General features: G+C 63.7%; 25 protein-coding genes and 1 tRNA gene. 16 read left to right on the top strand and 10 right to left on the bottom strand.

The annotated features are described in order from the left end of the window. Window positions 1–32 precede the first annotated feature (32 nt). From IC614_RS07320 to IC614_RS07295, 6 genes are all read right to left on the bottom strand, one after another. Window positions 33–494 carry a hypothetical protein gene (locus tag IC614_RS07320; protein WP_200970706.1) on the bottom strand — a complete coding sequence of 154 codons (462 nt, stop codon included), beginning with the start codon at window positions 492–494 and terminating at the stop codon, window positions 33–35. Between the two features lie 105 nt (window positions 495–599). Continuing rightward, on the bottom strand, window positions 600–1,901 hold the full coding sequence (gene hslU, locus IC614_RS07315) for an ATP-dependent protease ATPase subunit HslU (RefSeq protein ID WP_200970705.1): 1,302 nt from the start codon (window positions 1,899–1,901) through the stop codon (window positions 600–602). Window positions 1,902–1,981: 80 nt separating this feature from the next. Continuing rightward, window positions 1,982–2,530, bottom strand: a complete 549-nt coding sequence (hslV, locus tag IC614_RS07310) for an ATP-dependent protease subunit HslV (RefSeq protein ID WP_200970704.1) — start codon at window positions 2,528–2,530, stop codon at window positions 1,982–1,984. A gap of 172 nt (window positions 2,531–2,702) precedes the next feature. Then, window positions 2,703–3,107, bottom strand: a complete 405-nt coding sequence (locus tag IC614_RS07305; RefSeq protein ID WP_200970703.1) for a holin family protein — start codon at window positions 3,105–3,107, stop codon at window positions 2,703–2,705. A gap of 55 nt (window positions 3,108–3,162) precedes the next feature. Next, entirely contained in the window at window positions 3,163–3,702 is a 540-nt protein-coding gene (locus tag IC614_RS07300; protein ID WP_200970702.1) for a glycoside hydrolase family 108 protein, read from the bottom strand. A gap of 181 nt (window positions 3,703–3,883) precedes the next feature. Beyond that, window positions 3,884–3,960, bottom strand: a tRNA-Pro gene (locus tag IC614_RS07295). A gap of 109 nt (window positions 3,961–4,069) precedes the next feature. Between IC614_RS07295 and IC614_RS07290 the strand changes: the two genes are divergently transcribed. The 9 genes from IC614_RS07290 to ligA all read left to right on the top strand — a co-directional run bounded on the left by IC614_RS07290 (window position 4,070) and on the right by ligA (window position 14,026). Further along, on the top strand, window positions 4,070–4,543 hold the full coding sequence (locus IC614_RS07290) for a PaaI family thioesterase (protein ID WP_200970701.1): 474 nt from the start codon (window positions 4,070–4,072) through the stop codon (window positions 4,541–4,543). A gap of 188 nt (window positions 4,544–4,731) precedes the next feature. Beyond that, entirely contained in the window at window positions 4,732–5,064 is a 333-nt protein-coding gene (gene yajC / locus IC614_RS07285; RefSeq protein ID WP_200970700.1) for a preprotein translocase subunit YajC, read from the top strand. Beyond that, the gene (gene secD / locus IC614_RS07280; protein ID WP_200970699.1) at window positions 5,064–6,662 is read left to right on the top strand and encodes a protein translocase subunit SecD; all 1,599 of its coding nucleotides are present in this window, start codon (window positions 5,064–5,066) and stop codon (window positions 6,660–6,662) included. The genes yajC and secD overlap by 1 nt, the downstream gene beginning before the upstream one ends. A gap of 12 nt (window positions 6,663–6,674) precedes the next feature. Further along, window positions 6,675–7,637 carry a protein translocase subunit SecF gene (gene secF / locus IC614_RS07275; RefSeq protein ID WP_200970698.1) on the top strand — a complete coding sequence of 321 codons (963 nt, stop codon included), beginning with the start codon at window positions 6,675–6,677 and terminating at the stop codon, window positions 7,635–7,637. 6 nt (window positions 7,638–7,643) lie between these two features. After that, a complete protein-coding gene (locus IC614_RS07270) occupies window positions 7,644–8,018 on the top strand; it encodes an Mth938-like domain-containing protein (protein WP_200970697.1) in 375 nt (124 codons plus the stop codon). A gap of 177 nt (window positions 8,019–8,195) precedes the next feature. Next, window positions 8,196–8,987 carry an outer membrane protein assembly factor BamD gene (locus tag IC614_RS07265; RefSeq protein ID WP_200970696.1) on the top strand — a complete coding sequence of 264 codons (792 nt, stop codon included), beginning with the start codon at window positions 8,196–8,198 and terminating at the stop codon, window positions 8,985–8,987. A 142-nt stretch (window positions 8,988–9,129) separates the two neighbouring features. Then, a complete protein-coding gene (recN, locus tag IC614_RS07260; protein WP_200970695.1) occupies window positions 9,130–10,791 on the top strand; it encodes a DNA repair protein RecN in 1,662 nt (553 codons plus the stop codon). 20 nt (window positions 10,792–10,811) lie between these two features. Then, a complete protein-coding gene (locus tag IC614_RS07255) occupies window positions 10,812–11,498 on the top strand; it encodes a dienelactone hydrolase family protein (RefSeq protein ID WP_226372596.1) in 687 nt (228 codons plus the stop codon). Next, entirely contained in the window at window positions 11,456–14,026 is a 2,571-nt protein-coding gene (gene ligA / locus IC614_RS07250; RefSeq protein ID WP_318962133.1) for an NAD-dependent DNA ligase LigA, read from the top strand. The genes IC614_RS07255 and ligA overlap by 43 nt, the downstream gene beginning before the upstream one ends. Before the next feature lie 78 nt (window positions 14,027–14,104). Here the strand turns inward: ligA and IC614_RS07245 are convergent, their stop codons facing one another. The 3 genes from IC614_RS07245 to IC614_RS07235 form a co-directional block, all read right to left on the bottom strand. Continuing rightward, a complete protein-coding gene (locus IC614_RS07245; protein ID WP_226372595.1) occupies window positions 14,105–15,025 on the bottom strand; it encodes a 50S ribosomal protein L11 methyltransferase in 921 nt (306 codons plus the stop codon). Window positions 15,026–15,106: 81 nt separating this feature from the next. Beyond that, window positions 15,107–15,805, bottom strand: coding sequence for an SDR family NAD(P)-dependent oxidoreductase (locus tag IC614_RS07240; RefSeq protein ID WP_200970692.1), 699 nt, complete (start codon window positions 15,803–15,805; stop codon window positions 15,107–15,109). Window positions 15,806–15,922: 117 nt separating this feature from the next. Beyond that, window positions 15,923–17,221, bottom strand: coding sequence for a methyl-accepting chemotaxis protein (locus IC614_RS07235; protein WP_200970691.1), 1,299 nt, complete (start codon window positions 17,219–17,221; stop codon window positions 15,923–15,925). A gap of 200 nt (window positions 17,222–17,421) precedes the next feature. On the opposite strand from IC614_RS07235, the gene sdhC reads away from it, so the two are divergent. Genes sdhC through sdhA form a run of 3 tightly spaced genes read left to right on the top strand, consistent with a single transcriptional unit; the run spans window position 17,422 to window position 20,001 of the window. Then, a complete protein-coding gene (sdhC, locus tag IC614_RS07230) occupies window positions 17,422–17,826 on the top strand; it encodes a succinate dehydrogenase, cytochrome b556 subunit (RefSeq protein WP_200970690.1) in 405 nt (134 codons plus the stop codon). Then, the gene (sdhD, locus tag IC614_RS07225) at window positions 17,826–18,212 is read left to right on the top strand and encodes a succinate dehydrogenase, hydrophobic membrane anchor protein (RefSeq protein ID WP_200970689.1); all 387 of its coding nucleotides are present in this window, start codon (window positions 17,826–17,828) and stop codon (window positions 18,210–18,212) included. Before sdhC ends, sdhD begins: the two co-directional genes overlap by 1 nt. Before the next feature lies 1 nt (window position 18,213). Then, window positions 18,214–20,001 carry a succinate dehydrogenase flavoprotein subunit gene (gene sdhA, locus IC614_RS07220; RefSeq protein ID WP_200970688.1) on the top strand — a complete coding sequence of 596 codons (1,788 nt, stop codon included), beginning with the start codon at window positions 18,214–18,216 and terminating at the stop codon, window positions 19,999–20,001. Here the strand turns inward: sdhA and IC614_RS07215 are convergent. Beyond that, complete coding sequence (locus tag IC614_RS07215; RefSeq protein ID WP_200970687.1) at window positions 19,995–21,350, bottom strand: lipopolysaccharide biosynthesis protein; 1,356 nt, start codon at window positions 21,348–21,350, stop codon at window positions 19,995–19,997. The genes sdhA and IC614_RS07215 overlap by 7 nt on opposite strands. 80 nt (window positions 21,351–21,430) lie before the next feature. On the opposite strand from IC614_RS07215, the gene IC614_RS07210 reads away from it, so the two are divergent. The 4 genes from IC614_RS07210 to IC614_RS07195 all read left to right on the top strand — a co-directional run bounded on the left by IC614_RS07210 (window position 21,431) and on the right by IC614_RS07195 (window position 25,485). Beyond that, window positions 21,431–22,558: a hypothetical protein gene (locus IC614_RS07210; RefSeq protein WP_200970686.1), complete on the top strand. Its 1,128-nt coding sequence runs from the start codon at window positions 21,431–21,433 to the stop codon at window positions 22,556–22,558. Further along, complete coding sequence (locus IC614_RS07205) at window positions 22,555–23,721, top strand: CDP-glycerol glycerophosphotransferase family protein (RefSeq protein WP_200970685.1); 1,167 nt, start codon at window positions 22,555–22,557, stop codon at window positions 23,719–23,721. Before IC614_RS07210 ends, IC614_RS07205 begins: the two co-directional genes overlap by 4 nt. Before the next feature lie 53 nt (window positions 23,722–23,774). Further along, window positions 23,775–24,560 (top strand): succinate dehydrogenase iron-sulfur subunit, encoded by a 786-nt coding sequence (locus IC614_RS07200; RefSeq protein WP_200970684.1) that lies wholly within the window; start codon window positions 23,775–23,777, stop codon window positions 24,558–24,560. Window positions 24,561–24,621: 61 nt separating this feature from the next. Beyond that, entirely contained in the window at window positions 24,622–25,485 is an 864-nt protein-coding gene (locus tag IC614_RS07195; RefSeq protein WP_200970683.1) for a hypothetical protein, read from the top strand. Window positions 25,486–25,490: the final 5 nt, after the last annotated feature.

The raw sequence follows: 25,490 nt of genomic DNA, 5'->3' as shown, positions 1-25,490 counted from the left end.
GATCCGGCGCGGCTTCCTGGTGGCAGATGGGCTCAATTGCCCGCGGATGCCGAAGCAGCGGCCTGGGCGTCGAGTTCCGCCTGGGTGAGGGAAATGACGAGACCGACATTGTTCTTGGCAAAGCTCTTGAGTGGCAGCAGCACGCGGCTCTTCCCGGTAGCGACGACAGCGCCTTCGGCATTCACCGACTCGATCTTGCCGACGGTGCCGCCTTTTGGATCGAGGACGGCCTTGCCCGCCGTCACGTCGGTCGCGGTGGCCGCGACGACCGGGCCTGCTTCCACGGTGGCGTTGGCCGAGACTTCCGGCATCACCTTGTCGGCGGTCTGCTGAACGGTATCGGCCGCGCTGTTCACCGTGTCCGTCACCCCGCCTGTCAAACCTTGCGTGCTTGCATTCACACCGGCGCCGAGACCGACGCTCGCGACCTGTGCGCTAGCCGCAGCAGGGAAGGCGAAGGCGGCGGCAACGAAAAGCAACTTCTTGTCGAACATCAAACAATCTCCTTGCGAGAATCGGGAGATAGATGGTTAAGAGATCTTTCTGTACGCCGTTATCGACGAACCGTGCTGGACGCGGAACGAACGGTTCGCGGCGGGTTACAAGACATATTTGCTGAGGTCGGTGTCGCGCGCGATCGCCGACAATTGGCTTTCGACATAAGCGGCATCGATCACCACGGTCGTTCCCTGCCGGTCCTCGGCATGGAAGCTGATATCCTCCAGCAATTTTTCCATCACCGTCTGCAAGCGGCGGGCGCCGATATTTTCGACCTGCCCGTTCACCTCCGCCGCGATTCGGGCGAGTGCGCGGATGCCGTCGTCGGTGAAGCTGATTTCCACCCCTTCCGTGCCGATGAGGGCGCGATATTGCTCGGTCAGGCTGGCGCGCGTGTCGTGCAGGATCGCCACGAAATCCTCTTCCGTCAGCGCCTTCAATTCGACGCGGATGGGGAGGCGGCCCTGCAGTTCGGGCAGCAGATCGGACGGCTTGGCGACATGGAAGGCGCCGGACGCGATGAAGAGGATGTGGTCGGTCTTCATCGGGCCGTATTTGGTCGACACGGTCGTGCCTTCGATCAGTGGCAGCAGGTCGCGCTGCACGCCTTCCCGGCTGACGGAGCCGCCGCGCACGTCCGAAACCGCGATCTTGTCGATTTCGTCCAAGAAGACGATGCCGTTCGCTTCGGCGTCGGCGAGCGCCACGCGGTTCACGTCGTCGGTGTCGAGACGCTTGTCGGCTTCCTCTTCGACAAGCTTTACCCAAGCGTCCGGCACCTTGAGGCGGCGGCGCTTCTTGGCTTGCTGGCCGAACGCCTTGCCCATCATGTCGGAGAGATTGATCATGCCGACCTGCCCGCCCATGCCGGGGATCTCGAACGGCGTACCGGGGGCTTCGGACACGTCGATCTCGACTTCGCTGTCCTTCAGATGGCCTTCGTCGAAGCGGCGGCGGAAGCTCTCGCGCGTCGCTTCGCTCGCGCCCTTGCCGGTCAGCGCGTCGAGCAGGCGGTCCATGGCGGCGGCCTCGGCAGCGTCCTTGACCGCGGCTCGGCGACGGTCGCGTTCCAGGCGTACGGCTTCCTCGACAAGATCGCGGGCGATCTGCTCGACATCACGGCCGACATAGCCGACCTCGGTGAATTTGGTCGCTTCCACCTTCACGAACGGCGCGTCGGCGAGCTTGGCGAGACGGCGGCTGATCTCCGTCTTGCCGCAGCCGGTCGGCCCGATCATCAGGATGTTCTTGGGCGTCACTTCGTTGCGAAGTTCGTCCGACAGGCGCTGGCGGCGCCAGCGGTTGCGGAGCGCGACGGCCACCGCGCGTTTCGCCTCGGTCTGGCCGATGATATGTTCGTCGAGGGCGGCGACAACCGCCTTGGGAGTCAGAGTGTCGTTCATTTTCTTTTCCGAGCCGTCATTCCAGCGGAAGCTGGAGGTGTTTAAAGGAAGGGAGATTCCAGCTTTCGCTGGAATGACGGTTAGAGTTGGATCGTTTCCAGGGTCAGGTTTTCGTTGGTGTAGACGCAGACATCGGCGGCGATCTTCATGGCCTTGCGGGCAATGACCTCGGCATCTTCTTCATAATCAAAGAGCGCGGTAGCGGCGGACAAAGCATAATTGCCGCCCGATCCGATCGCCGCGACTCCGCTCGCCGGTTCCAGAACGTCGCCATTGCCGGTGAGGATGAGGGTCACTTGCCTGTCGGCAACGATCATCATCGCTTCAAGGTTGCGGAGGAATTTGTCGGTCCGCCAATCCTTGGCAAGCTCGACCGCCGCGCGCATCAGCTGGCCGTGATGTTGTTCGAGCTTGCGCTCCAGCCGCTCGAACAGCGTGAAGGCATCGGCCGTGGCGCCCGCGAAGCCGCCGATGACGGAACCGTCGCCCAGCCGGCGCACCTTGCGCGCATTGGGCTTGATCACGGTCTGGCCGAGCGACACTTGCCCATCGCCCGCGACGATCACCTTGCCGTTCTTGCGCACGCCAAGGATCGTCGTTCCGTGCCAGCCGATCTTGTCTTCGCTCATGCCTGTCCCCGCATTGAATAGGAGCTGCGATATGGGAGGCGGGGAGGGAGGGTGCAACCGCGCGCCTGCCCCATCTTAAACGTCATTCCAGCGCAAGCTGGAATCTCCTTCTTGGTCAGGGCGTCCTTTTCAGGAAGTGAGATCCTGGCTTCCGCCGGGATGACGGTGGCGGCTATTTCCGCGCCTTCCCCCATTCGCGGGCGGCGGTGTAGCCGAGGTAGCCGGTGCCGAAGAGGGCGTAGAGTTCTTCCGGGATGCCGCGCAGATAGGCGGTCATGCCGCGCACGATGGCCTCGCCCATTCCGGGGTTGGCGGCGGAGATCAGGCCCATCGGGATCGCCCAGAGGATGAGGGCGTACATCATGTAGAGGAAGCTCGGCCGGGCACGGCTCGTCCAGGGATCGGCCGAATGGGCTTCCGCGACGATGGCGGTAAGCTGGGTCTTCACCGCCTCCATTTCCTGACTGCCCTCCAGCTTGATGAGTTCCAGCTTGGCGCGGTCGCGCGCTTCGGGGTCGGGAATGATCTTGTCGATCAGTTTGGCGAGGGGACTGATGATGCCTTCGATGAGGGACATTGTTTTCTCCTGCAAAGGTAATGAAGCTGATGAAATTGATGGTGTGGCGCTGTTTTCAGCCGAGGCGGTTGGCGAGCCAGCCGTAGAGAAAGGCTTCATTGGCCGGACGGCTTTCGGCGAGGCTCAGATAGCGTTCGCCCTGAAGCGCCTCGACGGCCTTCAGCAATACGTCTTCCCCGGCCCTTCCGCGCGTGGCGAGGAAGGCCTCCAAGGCCGCGACGGTGCGGTCGCCGATCCGGCGATCGACCGGAATGTCGGGAAAGTCGCTCGCGCCGCGATTGAGGGCGTTCAAGGCGCGCTGGAGGAAGCCCGCCGCGATGGGCGGGCCCATGTTGACGCCGGTATCGAACAATTCGGCGGCCAGCCTGGGCGCGTGGATGGCGATGCGGTCGAAGCCGGGGCGCAGCCAATAGAGGCGGCGGTAGATGGCGACGGCCTCTTCGCGCGGAAAAGCCTTCATGTCGCCGCGATAGCCGTGACTGCGGGCGACCGCCTCGGTCACGCCCCAGCGTGTCGGTCCGCCCTTATCGGCGGGATGATGGGAATAACCGCCTTCGCGGGCGATGACTTCGTCAATGAGGGGGATGGGATCCATTTTCATGCTCCTTGGTGAAGAGGAGCGAAGTTAGATAACCATAAAGGTTCGTGTAGGAAAATGAATTTGTGTCCTGCCCGTCGTCCCAGCGGAAGCCGGAGGCTCGGCAGGAAAGTGCATTCTTCGTCACGAGATTCCAGCTTTCGCCGGAATGACGGGTGTAGGAATGGGGAGAGAAGGATGGTCGGAGCGACAGGATTCGAACCTGCGACCCCCACACCCCCAGTGTGATGCGCTACCAGGCTGCGCTACGCTCCGACCGGAAAAGCGCCTCTAGGTCTACTTGGCCGCGAAGGCAAGGCATGTCGATCATATTGACAGCGGGATGGCGCAGGATAGCTGCTATCCGAAATCTAGGAGGAAGCCGATGGGTGCAACGCGGTACGGCGTCGCCACGCCGGAAGAAGCGGCGGGGATGAGCGGGCTTGAAATGATCGAGGCGCTGGCAGCCGGAAAGCTGCCCGCGCCGCCCATCGCGCAGCCGATGCGGATGGCGGTGACGGAAGTGGAGAAAGGACGCGTGGTCTTCACCGGCACGCCGGACGAAACGCTGCTCAACCCTTTGGGCGGTGTGCATGGCGGCTTCGCGCTGACCCTGATCGACAGTGCCACCGGCTGTGCGGTCCATACGATGCTGGATGCGGGCGTCGGCTATGCGACGGTCGAGACCAAGGCCAATTTCACCCGGCCCATCCGCGCGGACTGCGGCACGGTCTTCTGCGAAGGCCGGGTGGTGTCCATGGGACGGCAGATCGCGACGGCGGAAGCCTATCTGCGGGACGGCGAAGGCCGGGTGCTGGCGCACGGAACGTCGACATTGATCATATTGAGCGGGCGATGATCCCATTCGTGCTCCTGCGAAAGCAGGAGCCCAGTTGAGAGACCGGTGCTGCTGAGCTCCTGCTTCCGCAGGAGCCCATTAGAGCGAATGCGCGCCCTTGCTTGCGCGCGGGGGCGTCACCATGATAGGCGCGCAACCTTTCACGGCACCCAGGGGGGCGCCGGCCCTAATCAGGGACTAAAGATAAGATGCTCGTGACACCCGCTTATGCAGCCACCACCGGCGCGGCGCCTTCGGGCGCGGGATTCATCGTCCAGGTTTTGCCGCTCGTCCTGATCTTCGTCGTCTTCTACTTCCTGCTCATCCGGCCGCAGCAGAAGCGCATGCAGCAGCATCGCTCGATGGTCGAAGGCGTGAAGAAGGGCGACGTGGCAGTGACCAGCGGCGGCCTGATCGGCAAGGTGACGAAGGTCGACGAGGCCGAGATCGAGCTTGAGATCGCGTCCGGCGTCAAGGTCCGCGTCGTCAAGAGCATGCTTTCGGACATCCGCCCGGCGGGCGGCAAGCCGGCGAACGACTGATGCTCGACATTTCCCGCTGGAAAGTGTGGGGGATCACCCTCATCTGCCTGATCGGCATCGCCTTCGCGATCCCCAGCCTGCTTCCCGAGCGCGTCGCCAATCAGATTCCGGGCTGGCTGCCCAATGCCCGCATCAACCTGGGTCTCGACCTGGCGGGCGGGAGCCACATCCTTCTTGAAGCGGATACCAGCGATGTGGCGAACCAGCGCATCGCGACGATGGAAGAAACGATCCGCACCGAAATGCGCCGGGCAAACCCGCGCATCGAGATCGGCGACATTTCGACCGCCGGCGGACGGCTCGCCTTCATGGTCCGCAATCCCGCCCAGGTCGACGCGGCGATGGAACTGGTCCGTTCGCTGACCCAGCCCGCGGGCCTTACCGGCCAGCGCGACTGGTCGGTCAACGTCGTCGACACCAGCCGCATCGTCATGCAGCCGACCGAGGCGGGGATCGAAACCGCGCTCGACCAGGCGATGGATACGGCGCGCGAGGTCGTCTACAATCGCGTCGATCCGGACGGCACCAAGGAAGTGACCGTCATCCGCCAGGGCGAGGACCGCATTCTCGTCCAGGTGCCGGGCCTCCAGGATCCGGAAGGGTTGAAGGCGCTGCTCGGCAAGACCGCGCGGCTCGATTTCAAGCTCGTCGACCTGAACGCCGATCCTGCGCAAGTCGCGCAAGGCCGCGCGCCCGTCGGCAGCCAGGTTCTCCCCTATCCGGACGGTCCGGGCGGCGCGATCGCGGTGCAGCGCCGCGCGATGGTAACAGGCGACCAGCTCGTCGACGCGCAGCAGGCTTATGATCCGACCACCAACGAGCCGGTCGTGACGATCCGCTTCGACGGGGCGGGCGGCCGCCGCTTCGCCAAGGTGACGCAGGAGAATGTCGGTAAGCCCTTCGCCATCATCCTCGACGACGTCGTTCTTTCCGCGCCGAACATCAACGAGCCGATCCTGGGCGGCACCGCGCAGATCAGCGGCAATTTCACGGTGGAAAGCGCCAACCAGCTCGCCATCTCCCTGCGATCGGGCAAGCTCCCGGTCGAATTGAAGGTGATCGAGGAGCGGACGGTCGGTCCCGACCTTGGCGCCGATTCGATCAAGTCCGGGGCGATCGCGTCGATCATCGCGACGGCGGCGGTCATCGCCTTCATGTTGATGACCTATGGCCGGTTCGGCTTCTACGCGACGCTGGCGCTGATCCTCAACGCGCTGATGATCCTCGGCATCATGGCGATCTTCAACGCGACGCTGACGCTTCCAGGTATTGCGGGCTTCGTGCTCACCATCGGCGCGGCGGTCGACGCCAACGTGCTGATCAACGAGCGCATCCGCGAGGAGCTGAAGCGAGGGCGGCGGGTACTCGACGCGCTCGACACCGGCTATAAGGAAGCGTCCACCGCCATTTTCGACGCCAACATCACCAACGTGATCGCGGCGGTGCTGATGTTCTATTTCGGCACCGGCCCGATCCGCGGCTTCGCGGTCGTGCTGATGATCGGCATCGTCACGTCCGTCTTCACCGCGGTCAACTTCACGCGGATGCTCGTGGCGCTCTGGGCGCGCCGTGCGCGGCCCAAAGAACTTCATATTTAAGGAACCGGACCCATGCGCCTTTTGAAGCTGGTCCCCGACAATACCAATGTCGATTTCATGCGCTGGCGGAACGTCGCGCTGATCCTGTCCATCCTCGTGACGCTCGCCTCCATCGCGCTCGTCGCGACGCGCGGCCTCAATCTCGGCGTCGATTTCGTCGGCGGCCAGATGGTGCGCGTGTCGTTCAGCGAGCCGGTCCAGATCGATACGCTGCGCGAGCGCATCGGCGCGCTCAACCTGGGCGAGGCGACGATCCAGGAATTTGGCGGGCCACAGACCGTGTCGATCCGCATGCCGCTGCCCGAAGGCGGCGAGGCGGCGGCCAACGTCGCGGCGGAGCGGGTGAAGGACGCGGTGTCCGCCGCGTACCCGAGCGCCAAGTTCGACGCGGTCGAAACCGTGTCCGGCAAGGTTTCGGGCGAATTGTTCCGCTCGGGCGGCCTCGCCATCGCGCTCGCCATGCTCGGCATCGCCATCTACATCTGGTTCCGCTTCGAATGGCAATTCGGGGTCGGGGCGCTCACCACCCTGTTCCACGACGTGGTGATGACGCTCGGCTTTTTCTCGCTGACCCAGCTCGAATTCAACCTGAATGTCGTCGCGGCGATCCTGACCATCGTCGGCTATTCATTGAACGACACGGTCGTCATCTATGACCGCATCCGCGAGAATCTGCGCAAATACCGGAAGATGGAGATCGTGCCGCTCCTCAACGTCTCCCTGAACGAGACGCTGTCGCGCACGATCGTCACCAGTCTGTCGATCATGCTGGCGCTCGCCATGCTGCTGATCTTCGGGCCGGACGTGATTTTCGGCCTCACCATCGCGATCTTCGTCGGCATCTTCGTCGGCACCTATTCGTCCATCTACATCTCCGCGCCGATGCTGGTGTGGCTGAAGGTGGGGCCGGACAGCTTCCTCGCCAAATCGGCGCCGGCGGCTGAACGGACGGCGCCGCGCAACGAAGGCTATTGAGGGGCCATGCCGCGCTTCACCCAGGATGACGCGGCATCGGGCCCCCTCGTCACGGGCTTTGCGGACGGGCAGTTCATCGTCAGCGGCGGGATCGTCCGGTCGGTTCTGATGACGCCCGACTGGGCGGAGGAATGGATGCCCCCGCCCCTCGACATGCTGGACGCCAGCCATGTGTCGCCGCTCCTCGCCCTGCAGCCGCCGCCGGAATTCCTGATCCTCGGCACCGGCCCGGCCATGGCCTTCCCGCCCCGGGCCTTCGTCAAGGCGTTGGAAGCGCAGGGGATCGGCGTCGAAGCGATGGACAGCAAGGCCGCCGCCCGCACCTGGGGCATGCTGCGCGGCGAGGGACGCTGGATCGCCGCGGCGCTGATGCCGTTATGAACTGTCCTTGTGCTCCTGCGGAAGCAGGAGCCCAGCGGCACTGGCGGAACGGCTGGGTTCCTGCTTTCGCAGAACGCGAGAGAAGCGGTTAAAGCCCCGTTCAGCCGCTGGGCGGTGAAATGCCAGGCTATCGCCTTCCCGCTTGGCCTCCGCCACAGCCTCAGCTAAGAGCCCCTCATGCTCCTCAAGATTTCCCGTCCGCTGACCCTGCTCCTCGTTTCGGCCGCTTTCGTGCCGCTGGCCGGTTGCGCCTCCAATCGCGCACAGGGCGGGGCGGCCGACACGCAATATGTCGCCCGCGACGTCAACACGCTCTACAATGCCGGCAAGGACAAGCTGGACCGCGGCCAGTACAAGCTCGCCGCCGCCCTCTTCGACGAGGTGGAGCGCCAGCATCCTTATTCGATCTGGGCGCGCCGCGCGCAGCTGATGAGCGCCTTTTCCTATTATGCCGCCAAGGATCACCAGAAATCGATCGATGCGGCGCGCCGCTTCCTGTCGATCCATCCGGGCAACAAGGATGCGCCCTACGCTTATTATCTGATCGCGCTCAATCATTACGAGCAGATCGAGGATGTGACCCGCGACCAGAGCATCACGCGCCAGGCCTTGGATGCGCTGAACGAACTCGCCCGCCGCTATCCGAACACCGAATATGCCGCCGACGCGCGCCTCAAGATCGACCTCGTCAACGATCATTTGGCGGGCAAGGAAATGGAGATCGGCCGCTTCTACCAGAATCGCCACCAGTGGCTGGCGTCCGTCATCCGCTTCCGCACCGTGATCGACGACTATCAGACGACGACCCATACGCCGGAAGCCTTGATGCGCCTCACCGAATCCTATCTCGCGCTCGGCATCCCCGAGGAAGCGAAGAAGGCGGCGGCGGTGCTGGCGGCCAATTATCCGGGCACCAAATGGTATGAGCGCGCTTATGCCCTCATCCAGGAGCATGCTCCGGCGGCGTGAGGCGGACGCTTGAGTGTTCCTGCGAAAGCAGGAACCCAGTGGCACCGGCCTTTCTAGGCTCCCGCTTTCGCAGGAGCACATCCTGCTCAGCAATAACATCAAGAGCGTTGAGGGTATCGGCGTTCCGACTATACATCTCCCCATGCTGACCGGCCTTTCCATTCGCGACGTGGTGCTGATCGAGACGCTGGATCTCGAATTCGGCCCCGGGCTCGGCGTGCTGACGGGCGAAACAGGGGCGGGGAAGTCGATCCTGCTCGATTCGCTGGGGCTGGCGCTGGGCGCGCGGGCGGACAGCGGGTTGGTGCGTGCCGGACAGGCGCAGGCGGTGGTGAGCGTCAGCTTCGACGTGGGGCGCGATCATCCGGCGCACATTTTGCTGGGCGATGGCGGAATTTCGGTGGAGCCGGGCGAGCCGATCACCATCCGCCGCATCCTCAAGGCCGATGGCGGCAGCCGGGCATTGGTCAACGATCAGGCGGTGTCGGTGGCATTGCTCCGCGAGCTTGGCGGGATGCTCGTCGAAATTCACGGCCAGCACGACGATCGCGGACTCTTGAATGCGCGCGGGCACCGGACGCTGCTCGACATCTATGGCGGCATCGACACGAGCGCGGCGGAAGCCGCCTATCGCGGCTGGCGCGCGGCGGAGGAGAAGCTGACGGCGGCGCGGGCCGACCTCGACCATGCCGAGCGCGATCGTGAATATCTGGAGCATGCCGTCGCCGAGCTGAGGGCATTGGCGCCGCAGCCCGGCGAGGAAGAGGAGTTGGCGGGCCTTCGCGCCAATATGCAGAAGGGGGCGCGGCTCGCCGAGGATATCGCGGCGGCGGCGGCTTTGCTTGAAGGATCGGAGGGCGGCCTTGCCCAACTGCGCCAGGCGGCACGGCGGCTGGACCGCATCGCGAGCGAGCATGACAAATTGGCCGAGGCGCTCGCCGCCATCGACCGGGCGGTGATCGAGGCTTCGGAAGCCGAGGACCGCTTAAGCGAAGCGGCCGAGGCGATGGCCTATGATCCGGCGCGGCTGGAAGAGGCCGAGGCGCGGCTGTTCGACCTGCGCGCCATGGCCCGCAAGCATCGCGTGGACTGCGACGCGCTTCCCGCGCTGGCCGAGGAGATGGCGGCGAAATTGGGCGCGATCCATGCGGGCGGCGAGGGGCTCGCGGCGCTCGAGCGCCAGGTGGCGGAGCATCGCGCGGCGTTCGACGCGGCGGCGGCTGAATTGACCCGGCTGCGGACGCAAGCGGCGGCGCGGCTCGACATGGCGGTGGCGGCGGAGCTTCAGCCCTTGAAGCTCGATGCGGCGAAGTTCCGCACGGTGATCGAGCCGCTGGCCGAGGGGCAATGGAGCGCCAAGGGCAAGGACAGGGTGGAATTCGAAATCGCCACCAATCCGGGCGCGCCCTTTGCGCCGCTCGCCAAGATCGCGTCGGGCGGCGAATTGTCGCGCTTCATCCTGGCCCTCAAAGTGGCGCTCGCCGAGCGTGGCGGCGTCGCGACGATGATCTTCGACGAGATCGACCGGGGCGTCGGCGGCGCGGTGGCGAGCGCGATCGGCGAACGGCTCCATCGCTTGGCGCAGGGGGCGCAGGTGCTGGTCGTGACGCACAGCCCGCAGGTCGCGGCGCGCGGCGGCCAGCATTATTTCATCGAAAAGAGCCATGACGGCACGGTGACCCGCACCGGCGTTCAGGCGTTGGATGCGGCGCGGCGGCGGGAGGAAATTGCGCGGATGCTGTCCGGCGCCGAAGTGACGGACGAAGCGCGGGCGCAAGCGAGCAGGCTTTTGGAGGCGGCGTGATGGAAATGAAGCCTTTTCAAATGACTCACCAGGGCGTGACGCATGAGGGGCTGATCGCGCTCCCGCCGGGTGGCGGGGCAGTGCCGACGATCCTCATCTTCCCCACCTTTTCGGGCGTCGATCAATTGGCGTCGGAAGCGGCCGAGCGCCTGACCGGCTGGGGTTATGGCGCGATCGTCTGCGACGTCTATGGCGAGGGCCGGACCGGCGAAACGCGCGAAGAATGCACAGCCTTGATGCGCCCATTCGTCGAGGACCGGGCGATGTTGCGCGCCATTCTCCTCGCCTGGGCGGACGCGGCGCGCGGGGCGGACGGCGTCGATGGCGGGCGCCTTGCCGCCATCGGCTTTTGCTTCGGCGGCCTCTGTGCGCTCGATCTGGCGCGGGCGGGCGCGGATGTGCGAGCGGTGGGCAGCTTCCATGGGCTCTTCACGCCGACGGGACTTCCCTCGCCGGGCATCAAGGCGAAGATCGCCGTCTATCACGGCTGGGACGACCCGATGGCGACGCCGGATCAATTCGTCGCGCTTGGCCGGGAGCTGTCGGAAGCGGGCGCGGACTGGCAGGCCCATGCTTATGGCGGGACGATGCACGGTTTCACCAGCCCGAGAGCCGCCGCGCCGGAACTTGGCGTGCTGTATAATGAAGTGGCGGCGGAGCGGGCATGGGCTTCCCTGCGGTTGTTTCTGGCAGAGACTCTGGCGTGAGCGATCTGTTTGAGGAAGCGAACGCCACTGCTGAGCTGGAGCGGCTGGCACGGGAGATCGCACGGCATAACCGGCTTTATCACAGCGACGACCAGCCGGAGATTTCGGACGCCGAGTTCGACGCGTTGGTCCGGCGCAATGCGGAGCTCGAGGCGAAATTTCCGCATCTCGTGCGCTCCGATAGCCCCTCGCGGCAAGTGGGTGCGGCACCGGGCGGACATCTCGCCAAGGTGGCGCATGCGACGTCGATGCTCAGCCTCGACAATGCCTTTTCAGACGAGGACGTCATCGATTTCGCGGGGCGGGTGCGGCGGTTCCTCAACTTGCCCGACGATGCCGAGTTGGCCTTGACCGCCGAGCCGAAGATCGACGGCCTGTCCTGTTCGCTGCGCTATGAAAAAGGCGTGCTGACCCTCGCCGCGACTCGGGGCGACGGCACGACGGGCGAGGACGTGACGCCCAATGCGCGAACCATTGCGGATATTCCCGAGCGGCTGGCGGGCGCCGCGCCGGATGTGTTCGAGATACGCGGCGAGGTCTATATGGCGAAGGCTGACTTCGCCGCGCTGAACAAGCGGCAGGAGGCGGAAGGCGGCAAGATCTTCGCCAATCCGCGCAATGCGGCGGCCGGGTCGCTGCGGCAGAAGGATGCCGCGGTCACCGCCGCGCGACCGTTGCGGTTCCTGGCGCATGGCTGGGGAGAGGTTTCCGACCTTCCGGGCGAAACGCAGTGCGACATCATGCGCGCCATTGCCGCCTGGGGCGTTCCGGTGTCGGAGGATTTCCGGCGTTTTACGGACATGGGCGCGCTCATTGCCCATTATCGCGCGATCGAGGCGAAGCGGGCGGACCTGCCGTTCGACATCGACGGCGTGGTCTACAAGGTCGACCGGATCGATTGGCAGAAGAGGCTGGGGCAGGTGGCGCGCGCGCCGCGTTGGGCGATCGCGCACAAATTCCCGGCCGAGCGGGCGCAGACGACGCTCAACGCCATCGACATTCAGGTCGGGCGGACGGGCAAGCTGACGCCGGTGGCGCGGCTGGAGCCAGTGACGGTGGGCGGTGTGACCGTCACCAACGCGACGCTCCACAATGCCGACGAAATCGGGCGGTTGGGCGTGCGCCCCGGCGACCGGATCGTCGTGCAGCGCGCGGGCGACGTCATTCCGCAGATCGTGGAGAATCTGACTCGTGATCATCCACGAGATGTATGGCGTTTTCCAACTGTATGTCCGGAATGTGGTTCTCCAGTCGTTCGGGATTATAATCCTAGCACTTTAACTTATAGCGTTGATCGCCGTTGTACTGGGGCTTTGTCATGCCCTCCTCAAGTCGAACGCACAATTGAGCACTTCTGCGGAAAATCTGGCTTAGATATCGAAGGTCTAGGGTCGGAAACAGTTAAAACTCTTGTTTCGGCGAAACTCATCGAAAGGCCGAGCGATATTTTTGAGCCGCATCATTGGCGAGATGCTCTCTTAGCCTTGCCGGGGTTTGGCTCACGCAAGGTAGCCGCTCTTGAAGCTGCAATTCAAAAGAGCCGCGTTATTACTCTTCCTCGTTTCCTTCAATCTCTAGGATTCCGCCTCATTGGGTCCGAAAAAGCTAAGCTAATCTCCTCTGTACTTGATACGATTGAAAAAATTATCGAATATTGTCGCCATGTTAGATCAGAGGAAATTCATAATTGGGAATATGAAAGAGAAAAAATCTTTTTGTATGACGTGAGTGTAGAGGAGCTGAGGGCTTCAGTGGGTTCCGCTTACGCTCAAGCACGGCAGAAAATTATTCGCTTTACAGAAGCTCCAGGCGTTGGGCCGGTCATGGCCGACGAAATGATCGCCCATTTGATTGAGGTCGCTTCTAATCAGAAAAATCTATTCCAGTTTTCAAGCCGCTTAACGACGGCTTACCTCAGCTTCAGAAAACACTTTCCCGGAAAACGATCTAGTATTTATGAGAATGCGGACGACTGGCTGCGCGGCAAGGTGGTAGAGACTTGCATCGCGACAGCTCGGCAGATTTTGCCTCTCGTTCGGACGTCCCAATTGAGGAATTCATCATCCCGAATAGTGGAATCTCTATTTCCTTTTGCAAACAATTCTCGGGGCCTGATCCAGGCGCTTGAACGCGATCGTTGGGCGTATCGGCTACTTACGGATGTAGAAGGGATAGGCTGGGCCACGGCGCAGTCGCTTGTTGAAAATGTTACCTCGTCCACAAATGAGAGCGAGATAGAACGCCTAGTCGCATCAATGATGATTGAGAGGTACCTCCCTCATTACATCGAATCGGTAGTTAACGGAAAAACCATTGTATTTACTGGCAGCCTTGAATCGCTGTCTCGGGGCGAAGCTAAAGCGCAAGCGGAACACCTTGGGGCCAAGGTGGCTGGGACTGTTTCAACCAAGACCGACCTGGTCGTCGCAGGCCCGGGCGCCGGGTCGAAGCTCAAGAAGGCCGAAGAACTGGGGATCAAGGTGATCAGCGAGGCGGAGTGGGCCGCGATCGTGGCGGGAGCATCCTGACTTTTCGGGCTCCTGCGCAAGCAGGAGCCCAAATGAAAGGTTCGGCGCCCCTGGGTTCCTGCTTTCGCAGGAACACGATCACTGCCAGCCGAGCGCCTTCCTTTTCCGCATCGTCAGGATCGTCCAGTCGCCGCGCACGATGTCGAAGCTGCCCATCAGGCCTTGGCGGCGATAAGCGGACGTCACCGCTTCCGCCTGGGTGTTGAGGAGTCCGGCGAGGATCAGGCGGCCGCCGGGCGCGAGCGCCGCAGCAACGGAGGGGGCGAGGTCGATGAGCGGCCCGGCGAGGATGTTGGCGACGATGAGGTCATAAGGTGCGCGGGCGGCGAGGCGGGGGTGCTCCATGCCGGCGGCCACGATCAGCTCGACTTCACCCTTGCCGGTGCCCGTCGGGATCCCGTTGATCGCGGCATTTTCCGCGGACACGTCGATGGAGACGGGATCGATGTCGGACGCGGCGACCTTCGCGTCCGGCCAGAGCTTCAGTGCGGCGAAGGCGAGGAGGCCGGTGCCGGTGCCGAGATCGAGGATGTTGTCGAAGCTGATCGCCCCCTCCTTCAGGCGGTCCATGGCCAGCAGGCAGCCGGTCGTGGTTTCGTGCTGGCCGGTCCCGAAGGCACGACCGGCGTCGATCTCCAGCGCGATGGCATCGGCGGGAATGGCATCCCGGTGCGCGGGGGTATGGACGAAGAAGCGGCCCGCGCGAATGGGCTCAAGGCCCTGCTGGCTCATCGTCACCCAATCCTCGTCGGCAAGCTGCTCGATGCTGGGCTCGATACGCTCCGCGCTGGGCGCGAGGGTGCGGAACAGGGCGATGTCGTCCGGCGTGGGCGCGGTTTCGAAATAGCCGTCGAGGCGCCATTCGTCGGGCTTCGTCTCGTCGGGCTCGCTCGACATCAGGACGGGCGGGTTCTCGAAAGCCGCGAAAGGGCTTTCCTCCCGCTCCACCGCTTCCGCCTCCGCCTTGGTGCAGGGGAGGGTAATCTTCCAGCTGCTCACTCTTGTGCTCCCGCGAAAGCGGGAGCCCAGCGGCACGGCCTCGCGAAACTGAGCTCCTGCTTTCGCAGGAGCACAAAGGGCTTAGCGCACATAGCTCGCTCCATTCACATCGATGACCGCGCCGGTCGCGGACGGCGGCGCGTCGAGGGCGAGCCAGCGGACGGTTTCGGCAACTTCCTCCGGCCCCGCGACGCGGCCGAGGGGGATATCGGCAAGGAGCTTCGCGCCGCCCCGGCTTTCCAAATAATCCTCCGCCATGCCCGTCATCGTGAAGCCCGGGCAGACGGCGAAGGCGAGAATATTCTCGCCCGCATAGCCGCGCGCGATCGACTTGGTCATGCCGATCATGCCCGCCTTCGAAGCGGCATAATGCCAATGCTGCGGGCTGTCGCCGCGATAGGCGGCGCGGCTGGCGACGTTGACGATGCGGCCGCCGCCACGGTCGCGGAAATGAAGGACGGCGAGGCGGCACAGCTCGGCCGAGGCGGTGAGATTGATGCGCATCGTGCGCTCCCACTGGGCAAGCCAGGCGTCATGCCCATCCTCGATTGGCGAGGCTTCGAAAACGCCCGCATTGTTGATGAGGACATCGATATGGCCGAGGCGGGAGAGGGCCTCGCCCCACAGCGCCTCCGCGGCACCGGGCCGGGAGAGGTCGGCGGCGATCTGATTGTCGCCGCCTTTGCTCGAATGGCCGACGGCTTTGCTGCCCGCAAGTGCGGAGAGGATGGCGGCGCCGATGCCCCGGCTGGTGCCGGTGACGAGGATGTTCTTGCTCATGAACGGCGGAATAAGGCTGGATTGGCAGGAGGGAAAGCCGGATCGTGCTCCTGCGAAAGCAGGAGTCCAGCGGCACTCAAGGAAGAACTGGGCTCCTGCTTTCGCAGGAGCACAAGGTCAGGCCGCGAAGCTGTTGATGAATTCGGCGGTCTTGGCGCGGAATTCGCCAAGCTGGTCGTGAACGCGGATGAAGCCGTTTTCGACCTCGTCGATCTCGCTGGCAACGCCCTCGGTATCGGTGCGGATCGCGGCGATCGTCGACGACATGGAATCGGCCGCCAATGCGGTTTCGTCGACGGCGGCGGTGATCATCGTCACCGTCTGCGCCTGAACTTCCATCGCCTCGCGGATGCGCTGGGCCGAAACCTGGACCTCTTCGACCGTTTGCTTGATCGAATCGTTGGCGCCCAGGGTCTGCCGGGTGGCCTGCTGGATGGCGGCGATCTTGCCGTGAATGTCGTCGGTGGCGCGCGCCGTCTGGTCGGCGAGCGATTTCACTTCCTGCGCGACGACGGCGAAACCGCGGCCCGCATCGCCCGCGCGCGCCGCTTCGATCGTCGCGTTGAGGGCGAGGAGATTGGTCTGGCCCGCAATGTCGCGGATCAGGCCGAGGATCGATTCGATCGCCTCGACATGGGCGGACAGGGCCTGGCTTACCTTGACCGCTTCGGCCGCTTGATCTCCGGCGCGGGTAGCGACGCCGGCTGCGACCTCCACCTCGCTGCGGGCATCCTCAATGGCGCGGATGAGGCCGGCGGCGGTTTGCGCGGCTTCGCGCATCGCGACAGCGGACTGTTCGGCGGCGGCGGCGACTTCGCTGGTCTTGCCGAGCATGCCGCGCGTGGCGGTGGCCGTCGAAGCGGTCCGCTCGCGCAGGCTGGCCGTTTCATCGGTCGCGCCGCTCATCATCGTGCTGACGCTTTTCTTGAAATGCTCGCTCTGCCGGCCCCGGGCCTCGGCGGCTTCATTGGCCTCGAGGAGGGCGATCTGGCTAAGAATGATCTCATTTTCATAGAGGGACAGGCGAATCATGACGTCGATCGCCTGCCTGCAATTCTCGTCGTCGCCCGCGAAATGCCGGCGAAGGGCTTCGCACGTGCGGGATATGATCTGGGCGCGGCGCTGCATGATCACGGGCAGCGCCTGTTTCTTGACGAACAGGTTGATGCCGTAATTGGCGACTTCCTGGATCCAATCCTCGTTGATGTCCTTGGTGAAGCGGCGTTCGATGACGTTGGCGGCATCGTCTCCGGCCTCGGCCCGGGCGGCTTCGGCAATGACGTCCCCCGCCTTGGCCCACAAGGATTTCAGATCGCGTTCCAGCCCGCCATTTTCGTTATAGGCGGCGAGGCGCACGGCCATCTGCTGCGGGGAAAGCTTCTGAACCGGTGTTGAAGCGGGAGAATAAGCGTTCATTCACGTCCACCATTTGTCGCGATTTCAGCCGGCCTTAAAGCGAAATGGTAAACAAAGTTTTGGCTTTTCCTTTTCTCGGCGCGCGGACGCCGGTCAGCACTGACGATGAGCGGGGAGGGACCGGGATGCGAGACCAGCTTGCAACATCGGGCTTTTGTCCTAAAAGCGCCCCGATTGACCCGAACGGAGCCGAAGCGACCATGAGCCGCAATTCGACAAGACCGCTGTCGCCGCATCTCACCATCTGGAAATGGGGACCGCACATGCTGGTCTCGATCCTCCACCGCGTGACCGGATCCGGGCTTTCCATCGTCGGCGGCCTCGCGCTGGCCTGGTGGCTGGCGGCGGCGGCTTCGGGCGAAGAGGCTTATGGGAAATTCACTGCGTTTTTGACCGAAGGCTGGGGCCTGTGGTTGGGCCTGATCGTGGGCATCGGGCTTACCTGGGCCTTGTTCCAGCATACTTTCTCCGGCCTCCGCCATCTCGTCATGGACATCGGCGCGGGCTTCGAGCTCAAGGCCAACAAATTCTGGGCGCAGATGACGATCGTCGGCTCCGTGCTCGCGACCGCCTTGCTGTGGTTCTATATCCTGGAGGTGAAGTGATGCGCAGCAAGACCGCACTTGGGCATGTGCGCGGCCTCGGCTCCGCGAAGACCGGCGCCCATCATTGGTGGCTGGAGCGGCTGACGTCGATCTCCACCCTCGTCCTCTTCGTCTGGTTCTTCGTGTCGATCCTGCGCCTGCCGGACCTTGGCTATGAAAGCGTGACGACATGGCTGCGGTCGCCGCTCAACGCGGTGCCGATGCTGCTCTTCATCCTGTCGACCTTCTGGCACATCAAATTGGGCATGCAGGTCGTCTGGGAAGATTATATCCATGAATCGACCAAGGTGTTCGCCATCACCCTCACCAATTTCCTGGTGATCGGCGTCGGCGCGCTCGCCTTCTTCTCCGTTCTCAAGATCGCCTTTGGCGCAGAGGCTCAATAAAATGGCTGACGCTTACAAGATCATCGACCATGTTTATGACGTCGTCGTGGTGGGCGCGGGCGGCTCCGGCCTGCGCGCGACGATGGGCGCCGCCGAAAAGGGGCTGAAGACGGCTTGCGTCACCAAGGTCTTCCCGACCCGCAGCCATACCGTCGCCGCGCAAGGCGGCATCGCGGCCAGCCTCGGCAATATGGGTCCGGATCACTGGACCTGGCACATGTATGATACGGTGAAGGGCTCCGACTGGCTCGGCGACCAGGACGCAATCGAATATCTGTGCCGGGAGGCGCCCGCCGCCGTCTATGAGCTCGAACATTATGGCGTGCCGTTCAGCCGCACCAACGAAGGCAAGATCTACCAGCGCGCATTCGGCGGCATGACGCAGAATATGGGCGAAGGCCCGGCCGCCCAGCGCACCTGCGCCGCCGCCGACCGCACCGGCCACGCCATGCTCCACGCGCTCTACCAGCAATCGCTGAAATATGACGCGGACTTCTTCATCGAATATTTCGCCATCGACCTCATCATGGAAGATGGCGAATGCCGCGGCCTCATTGCTTTGTGCATGGAGGACGGCTCCATCCATCGCTTCACCGCGCAGGCCGTGGTGCTCGCGACAGGCGGCTATGGCCGCTGCTATTTCTCCGCAACATCGGCCCATACCTGCACCGGCGACGGCGGCGGTATGGTGCTGCGCGCCGGGCTCCCGTTGCAGGACATGGAGTTCGTCCAGTTCCACCCGACCGGCATTTACGGCGCGGGCGTGCTGATCACCGAGGGCGCGCGCGGCGAGGGCGGATACCTCACCAACTCCGAAGGCGAGCGCTTCATGGAGCGTTATGCGCCGTCCGCGAAGGATCTGGCGTCGCGCGACGTCGTCTCGCGCTCGATGGCGATGGAGATCCGCGAAGGGCGCGGCGTCGGCAAGGAGAAGGACCATATCTACCTTCACCTCGACCATATCGACGCCAAGATCCTGGCCGAACGCCTTCCCGGCATTACCGAGACCGGCAAGATTTTCGCGGGCGTGGACCTCACCCGCCAGCCTCTCCCCGTCGTGCCGACTGTCCACTATAATATGGGCGGCATCCCGACCAATTATCATGGCGAGGTGGTGACGCTGAAGGACGGCAATCCGGACGCGGTCGTGCCCGGCCTGTTCGCGGTCGGCGAGGCGGCTTGCGTGTCGGTGCACGGCGCCAACCGCCTCGGCTCCAACTCGCTGATCGACCTAGTCGTCTTCGGCCGCGCGACGGGCATTCGCCTTGGCGAAATCCTGACGCCCAACGTCAAGGGCCGCCCGCTGCCCAAGGGATCGGAAGAAATGGCCCTCTCCCGCATCGATGCGCGGCGCCATGCCAAGGGCGGCAGCCCGACGGCGGACATTCGCGCGCAGATGCAGAAGACGATGCAGGCCGATTGCGCCGTCTTCCGCACCGAAAAGACGCTGGCGGAGGGCATGGAGAAGATCGACGCCGTCTATAAGCGGATGGACGACGTGCAGGTCACCGACCGCAGCCTCATCTGGAACACCGACCTCATCGAGACGCTGGAGCTCGACAACATGCTCCCGCAGGCCGTCGTCACGATGCATAGCGCCGCCAACCGCAAGGAAAGCCGCGGCGCGCACATGCACGAGGATTATCCCAATCGCGACGACGCGAACTGGATGAAGCACACGATTTCTTGGTTCGACGGGGGCAAGGTCGGCATCGACTACCGCCCGGTCCACGATTACACGCTGACCGACGAGATCGGTTACATCAAGCCGAAGGCGCGGGTTTATTGATCGGCGGAAGGTGCGGGCTCAAGGTTCCGCGCCTTTTTCGCATCGTCCTTGTGCACGACCCTCCATGCGGCGGCGCCGAACAGCAATAAGCTGATCCCAGCCGAAACGAGCGTCGCGATGCCCGCGCCAGTTGCGCCAAGATGGGGAAGGAGCAGGGCGAGCAGGCCCGCCAATACCGCCGTCGACACGAAGCGGAGCTGGAGGGCAAGGCCGGCCCGGCCTGTCGCCATCAAGGCCGGTTCGAAGCTGGTGCCCCCAAGGCCCAGTGCCGCTGCCGTGCCGAGCAGCATCAACAGCGGATAAGCATCGGCAAATTGGGGGCCGGCGATGAGCGTCAGGGCCGGCTTTCCGATCAGCAGCATCAGGACGATGATGACCGCCGCACCGATCGCGGCCAGCCGCACCGAGCTGCGGAAGAGCTTGGCGATATTCTGGCCCATATTGTTGAAATGAACCCGGGTGAGCTCGGCATAAACGGAACGGGACAGCATTTCCGACACGCGGGCGAGCGCTTCGCCGAGCTGATGGGCGAGGCGGTAATGGCCCGCCGCCGCCGCGCCCGCGAAGAAGCCGACGAGCAGGACGGTGACCTGCTTGGCCGCTCCGCCAAGCGTCGTGTTTGCATTGGTGATGAGGACAAATTTGAGGATACCGGGATTGTCGCGTCCGACCCGCCCGATCTTTGGCCAGTAAGCGGGGCTCATCGTTCCTTTCGAAACCTTCGCGGCGAACCACCAATAGACGGCGGCGGTGGCGATTTCGGACGCGGCCCAGGCGATCAGAAACCCTTTGATCGAGGCGCCCGCCGCGACCGCGATTCCCGCGCCGATCAGGCGGACGATGGGCGTCACCGTATCGGCCGTCGCGCCCATGCCGAAGCGGTCGTGCAGGCGCAGCACGCCGATCGCGGTCGACCGGACGCTGAGCAGGATAACGAAGGCGAACAGCAGGGCCTCCGTCCGCACCGCCGCATCCCAGCCGAAATGATTGCCGAGGAAGCCGATGCTGGCGATCGCGATCAGGCAGCCCGCAAGCGCGCCGCCGAAATCGAGCGCCAGGGCCAACGCGAGCACGCCGCCGAGGCTGTCCCTCCGCCCGGCCTGAAGGTGGGGCATGCCGAAGCGCACCACCCCCTGCCAGGTCTGGAAGCCGACGAAGGACGCGATGGCCTGTGCGATGCCGAGGATGAGGACGAACTGGCCGAAGCCTGCCGCGCCCAGCGTGCGGGTGGCGAGCCCAAGATAGACGAGACTGAGCGCGGCGCCCACGCCTTTACCGGCAAGCAGCCAGCCCGCATTTTCCAGCACGCGCGCGATCGTGCCGTTCCGGGACGCCCCCCCGGCGCGCATCCGCCTCACCCGTTCACGCCAGAAGTCGACGATCAAATCCCGATTCCCACTTTGCCCGGCTCCCGGTAGAGAGAGCGCCCATGAAGATCGCCTTCCTCTACATCGCCGAAGCCTATCAATGCTACCATGGCGCTGCCGTGGCGCTGGAATTGGCGTCGCGGCCGGGGGTTGAGGTCGATCTTTTCTACAACGATCCCGAAACGCCGCGCCATCACGAACGCATCCGCAAGGCTTATAATGGGCCGAAGCTGAAGATCGAGCGGCTGAAACGCTCGCCGCTCACGAAGTTTCTTCAGGGCCTTAAGATTTTCGGCATGTGGAAGAAGCTCGTCCTGCGCGCCAACTGGCGGATGCTGAACGGCTATGATGTCGTCATCACTGTGGAAAATACCGTAGCACCTTTAAAGAGCATGGGCATGACGCGGCCCAAGATGGTGTACATGCCGCATGGCTATGGCGACCGGGCGGTGGGTTTTCTACCTCGGGTGGCAGTATTCGACCTTGTTTTGCCAGCGGGGCAGAAGACGGCCGATCGGATGATGGATGCAGGGGTGCTGAAGCCTGAAAATTATGTCTGTACCGGTTATGTAAAGATGGAAACGGCGGCGCGGCTGTCACGGGCCGAAGGCAGGTTGTTCCGGAATGATCGTCCGATCGTGCTTTATAATCCCCATAAGGCCCCTGGCATGGAATCCTGGAGCCGCTTCATCGAACCTTTGCTGAAGGCCTTTGCGGAGCAGGATGAGTTCAACCTGATCGTCGCTCCCCATGTGAAGATGTTCCGCCGCCGTTCTGCTCGCCTGCGCCGCCAATGGGAGGCGCGCAGCACCGATACCATCCTTATCGATCTGGGCTCGGACCGTTCGCTTGATAACAGCTATACCGATGTCGCCGATATATATGTCGGAGACATTAGCAGCCAAGTTTATGAATTTCTCGCCAAGCCCCGGCCCTGTCTGTTCCTCAATGCGCATGGCATCGACTGGAAGGAGGATCCCAACTTCCGTTTCTGGCATTTGGGCGATGTCATTGACGATCCGGCGCAACTGATGCCCGCTATCGGTGCCGCCAGGGAACGGCATGCCCTTTATCGCGACACGCAGGAGGCACTTTCCGCCTATACCCTTGGTGACCGCAGTCCCGGAGCCGTGAGACGCGCGGCCGATGCGATCCTCGATCGCTTCGGGCATGAGGCGGAACCTGCATGAAGATCGCCTTCCTCTACAATCACGACGCCATCCACCAGATCGCGCATACCGCGCCGATCGTGGCGGCGCTCAGGGCGATGGCGCCGGAGGTTTCGGTCTCGATCCTGACTTCGACGCGGGCGCAGGAGGCGCGGGTGCGGCTGCTGCTCTCGAGCGAGGTCATGGCGTCGGTGACGATGACGAGGCTGAAGCCCGGGCTCCTCCAGGCCTCGTTCGGCTGGATCGCCAATGCCGTTGCCCCGTACAGACGGCTCGCGGTGCTCAGGAACAATCTCGATCTCCTTGCCGGTTTCGATGCGCTGGTGGTGCCCGAAACGACGAGCGCCTTCCTGAAGACCCGCTTCGGCGTTACCGGGCCTAAGCTCATCTACCTGCCGCACGGCGCGGGGGACCGATCCGTCGGATTTCGAGAGGTGACGAAAGCCTTCGATCTTGTTCTCTTGTCGGGCCGGAAGGTGCGGGACCGGATGCTGGCGGCGGGCCTCATCCGCGAGGACGGGCATGCGATTGTCGGCTATCCGAAATTCGACACGGTGGACCTTAGCGCCCGGCCGCGCCTGTTCGGCGACGACAAGCCGGTCGTGCTTTACAATCCGCATTTCGATCCGAAATTGTCGTCTTGGTACGATCTGGGGCGCTCAGTGCTGGACTGGTTCGCCGAGCAGGATCGCTACAACCTGATCTTCGCGCCGCACGTCATGCTGTTCCGGCGGCAGCTGCATGGGTCGGTCGAGCATGCGCGGCTGCGGTTCACGGGCGGGCTTTCCGAAATCTATCGCCGTTATCCCAACATCATCATCGACACGGAAAGCCAGCGCAGCGTCGACATGACCTACACGCTCAGCGCCGACATCTATCTCGGCGACGTTTCGAGCCAGATTTACGAATGGATCGCCCGCCCGCGTCCGGCCATCTTCCTGAACGCCCATGGGGCGGAGTGGCAGGGGAATGCGAATTATGCGCATTGGCGGTTGGGGCAGGTGATCGACAGGGTTGAGGCGCTGCCTGAAGCCCTTGCCCGCGTCGCGGAACGGCCGGACGACCATGCCGCGATCCAGCGTGCGGCATTCCAGGAAACATTCTCGTTGACGGGGGAGCGTTCGGCCGATCGCGCGGCGCGGGCGATCCTGGATTTTCTAAGCCGGAACGGCGGAGCGGCTTAGGGGCTTTTCCCCCAGCCGCTCTTTGGCTATCGAGGCGCCGCAAAGGATGGACCATGGCTGAATTCACGCTCCCGAAGAACAGCAAGATCAAGGGCAAGGGCAAGACGCACGAAGCGCCGGCCGATGCGGGCCGGATCAAGACGTTCAAGGTCTATCGCTACGATCCGGACAGCGGCGAAAATCCGCGCTACGACACGTTCGAGGTCGATCTCGACAGCTGCGGGCCGATGGTGCTCGACGCGCTCATCAAGATGAAGAGCGAGCAGGATCCGAGCCTCACCTTCCGCCGCTCCTGCCGCGAGGGGATTTGCGGTTCCTGTTCGATGAACATCGACGGGCGCAACGGCCTCGCCTGCACCACCGCCATCGAGGACATCAAGGGCGACGTCCGCATCACGCCGCTGCCGCACATGGACGTGGTAAAGGATCTGGTGCCGGACTTCACCCATTTCTATGCGCAATATGCGTCCATCGAGCCGTGGCTGAAGACGAAGACGCCGACACCGTCGGGCAAGGAGCGCCTCCAGTCGCCGGAAGATCGCGCGAAGCTGGACGGCCTGTACGAATGCATTCTGTGCGCTTGCTGTTCGACGTCCTGCCCGAGCTATTGGTGGAATTCCGACCGGTTCCTCGGCCCGGCCATCCTGCTCCAGGCCTATCGCTGGCTCGCCGACAGCCGCGATGAATATACCGGCGAGCGCCTCGACGAGCTGGAGGATCCGTTCCGCCTCTATCGCTGCCACACGATCATGAACTGCGCGAACGTATGCCCGAAGGGCCTCAATCCCGCCAAGGCGATCGCCGAGACCAAGAAGCTGCTGGTCGAACGGGCGCTCTGATCTTAACCCGGTCTTAGGACTAGCCGGCTAGCCCGCCTCCTCTGATAGAGGGGGAGAAGAGATGGGCTATCTGGAGCGGTATCGCGCCGGCGATCACGAGGCCGTTTGGAACGAATTGCGGCACATCGGCATCGGCACGGACGATGCCCTGGCGCAAGAGGCCGAGGCGGTGGCCGACCTCCTCATGTCGCGCGCACGCGCCAATCTTGAGCGCATCGCCGCGGGCCTGAAAGAGCTCGGCTATGCATTCGAACCTCCCGCCCCGAGCAGCCAGATCGATCCCGCGATCATGCAATCTGCGAAGGACGCCCAGGCGCAGACGGCCGCAATGCTCGCCAATCTGGACAAGATGGGGCTGCCCGCCGACAGCATGGCCATGATGGGCGACATGGCGCAATATCTTCAAGCCATGGTCGAGCGCGCATCTCAGCCCCTGCCGGCCTTTCCCGGCATTCCCGGGCCGGGCTTCAAAGGCGTTCAGCGCCCGCTCGGCGACAACGGCATCTCGGTTCGTCACGTCAAACAATTCGAACGCAAGGTTCATAAGCTTCCCCTTGCCCTTGGCGCGTTCTGGAAGACGATCGGCCATGCCGATTTCGAAGGAGCGCTGCCCGGCCACGACACGGCATCCTGGCAGCCTTTCTTCGTGCTCCCCTGCCTCGGCCTCGTCGAAGAGTATGAGGAATATGTCGAGGATAATGGCAGCGGTGACGATTTCACGGTGGAGCTGGTCGCCAATCCAGAGGATGACGATTATCCGCTGGGCGTCTCTCTCACCCCCGGAGCCGACGCGAAGTTCGAAAACGGCGAATGGTTCGTCGATCATTTGCGCCGCGCGACGCGCTCGGCCAGTTTCCTGGCCTTGGCGCGGGCCGACATGCCGCCCGGCATCGCGGCCATAGCCGATGCCTGGGAGCCATTTTAAACGAG

It is taken from the genome of Sphingosinicella flava (genome assembly GCF_016025255.1).
Lineage (GTDB): Bacteria > Pseudomonadota > Alphaproteobacteria > Sphingomonadales > Sphingomonadaceae > Allosphingosinicella > Allosphingosinicella flava.
Note: the sequence above shows the minus strand (reverse complement) of the source record. Positions and strands in the feature narration are given on the sequence as shown.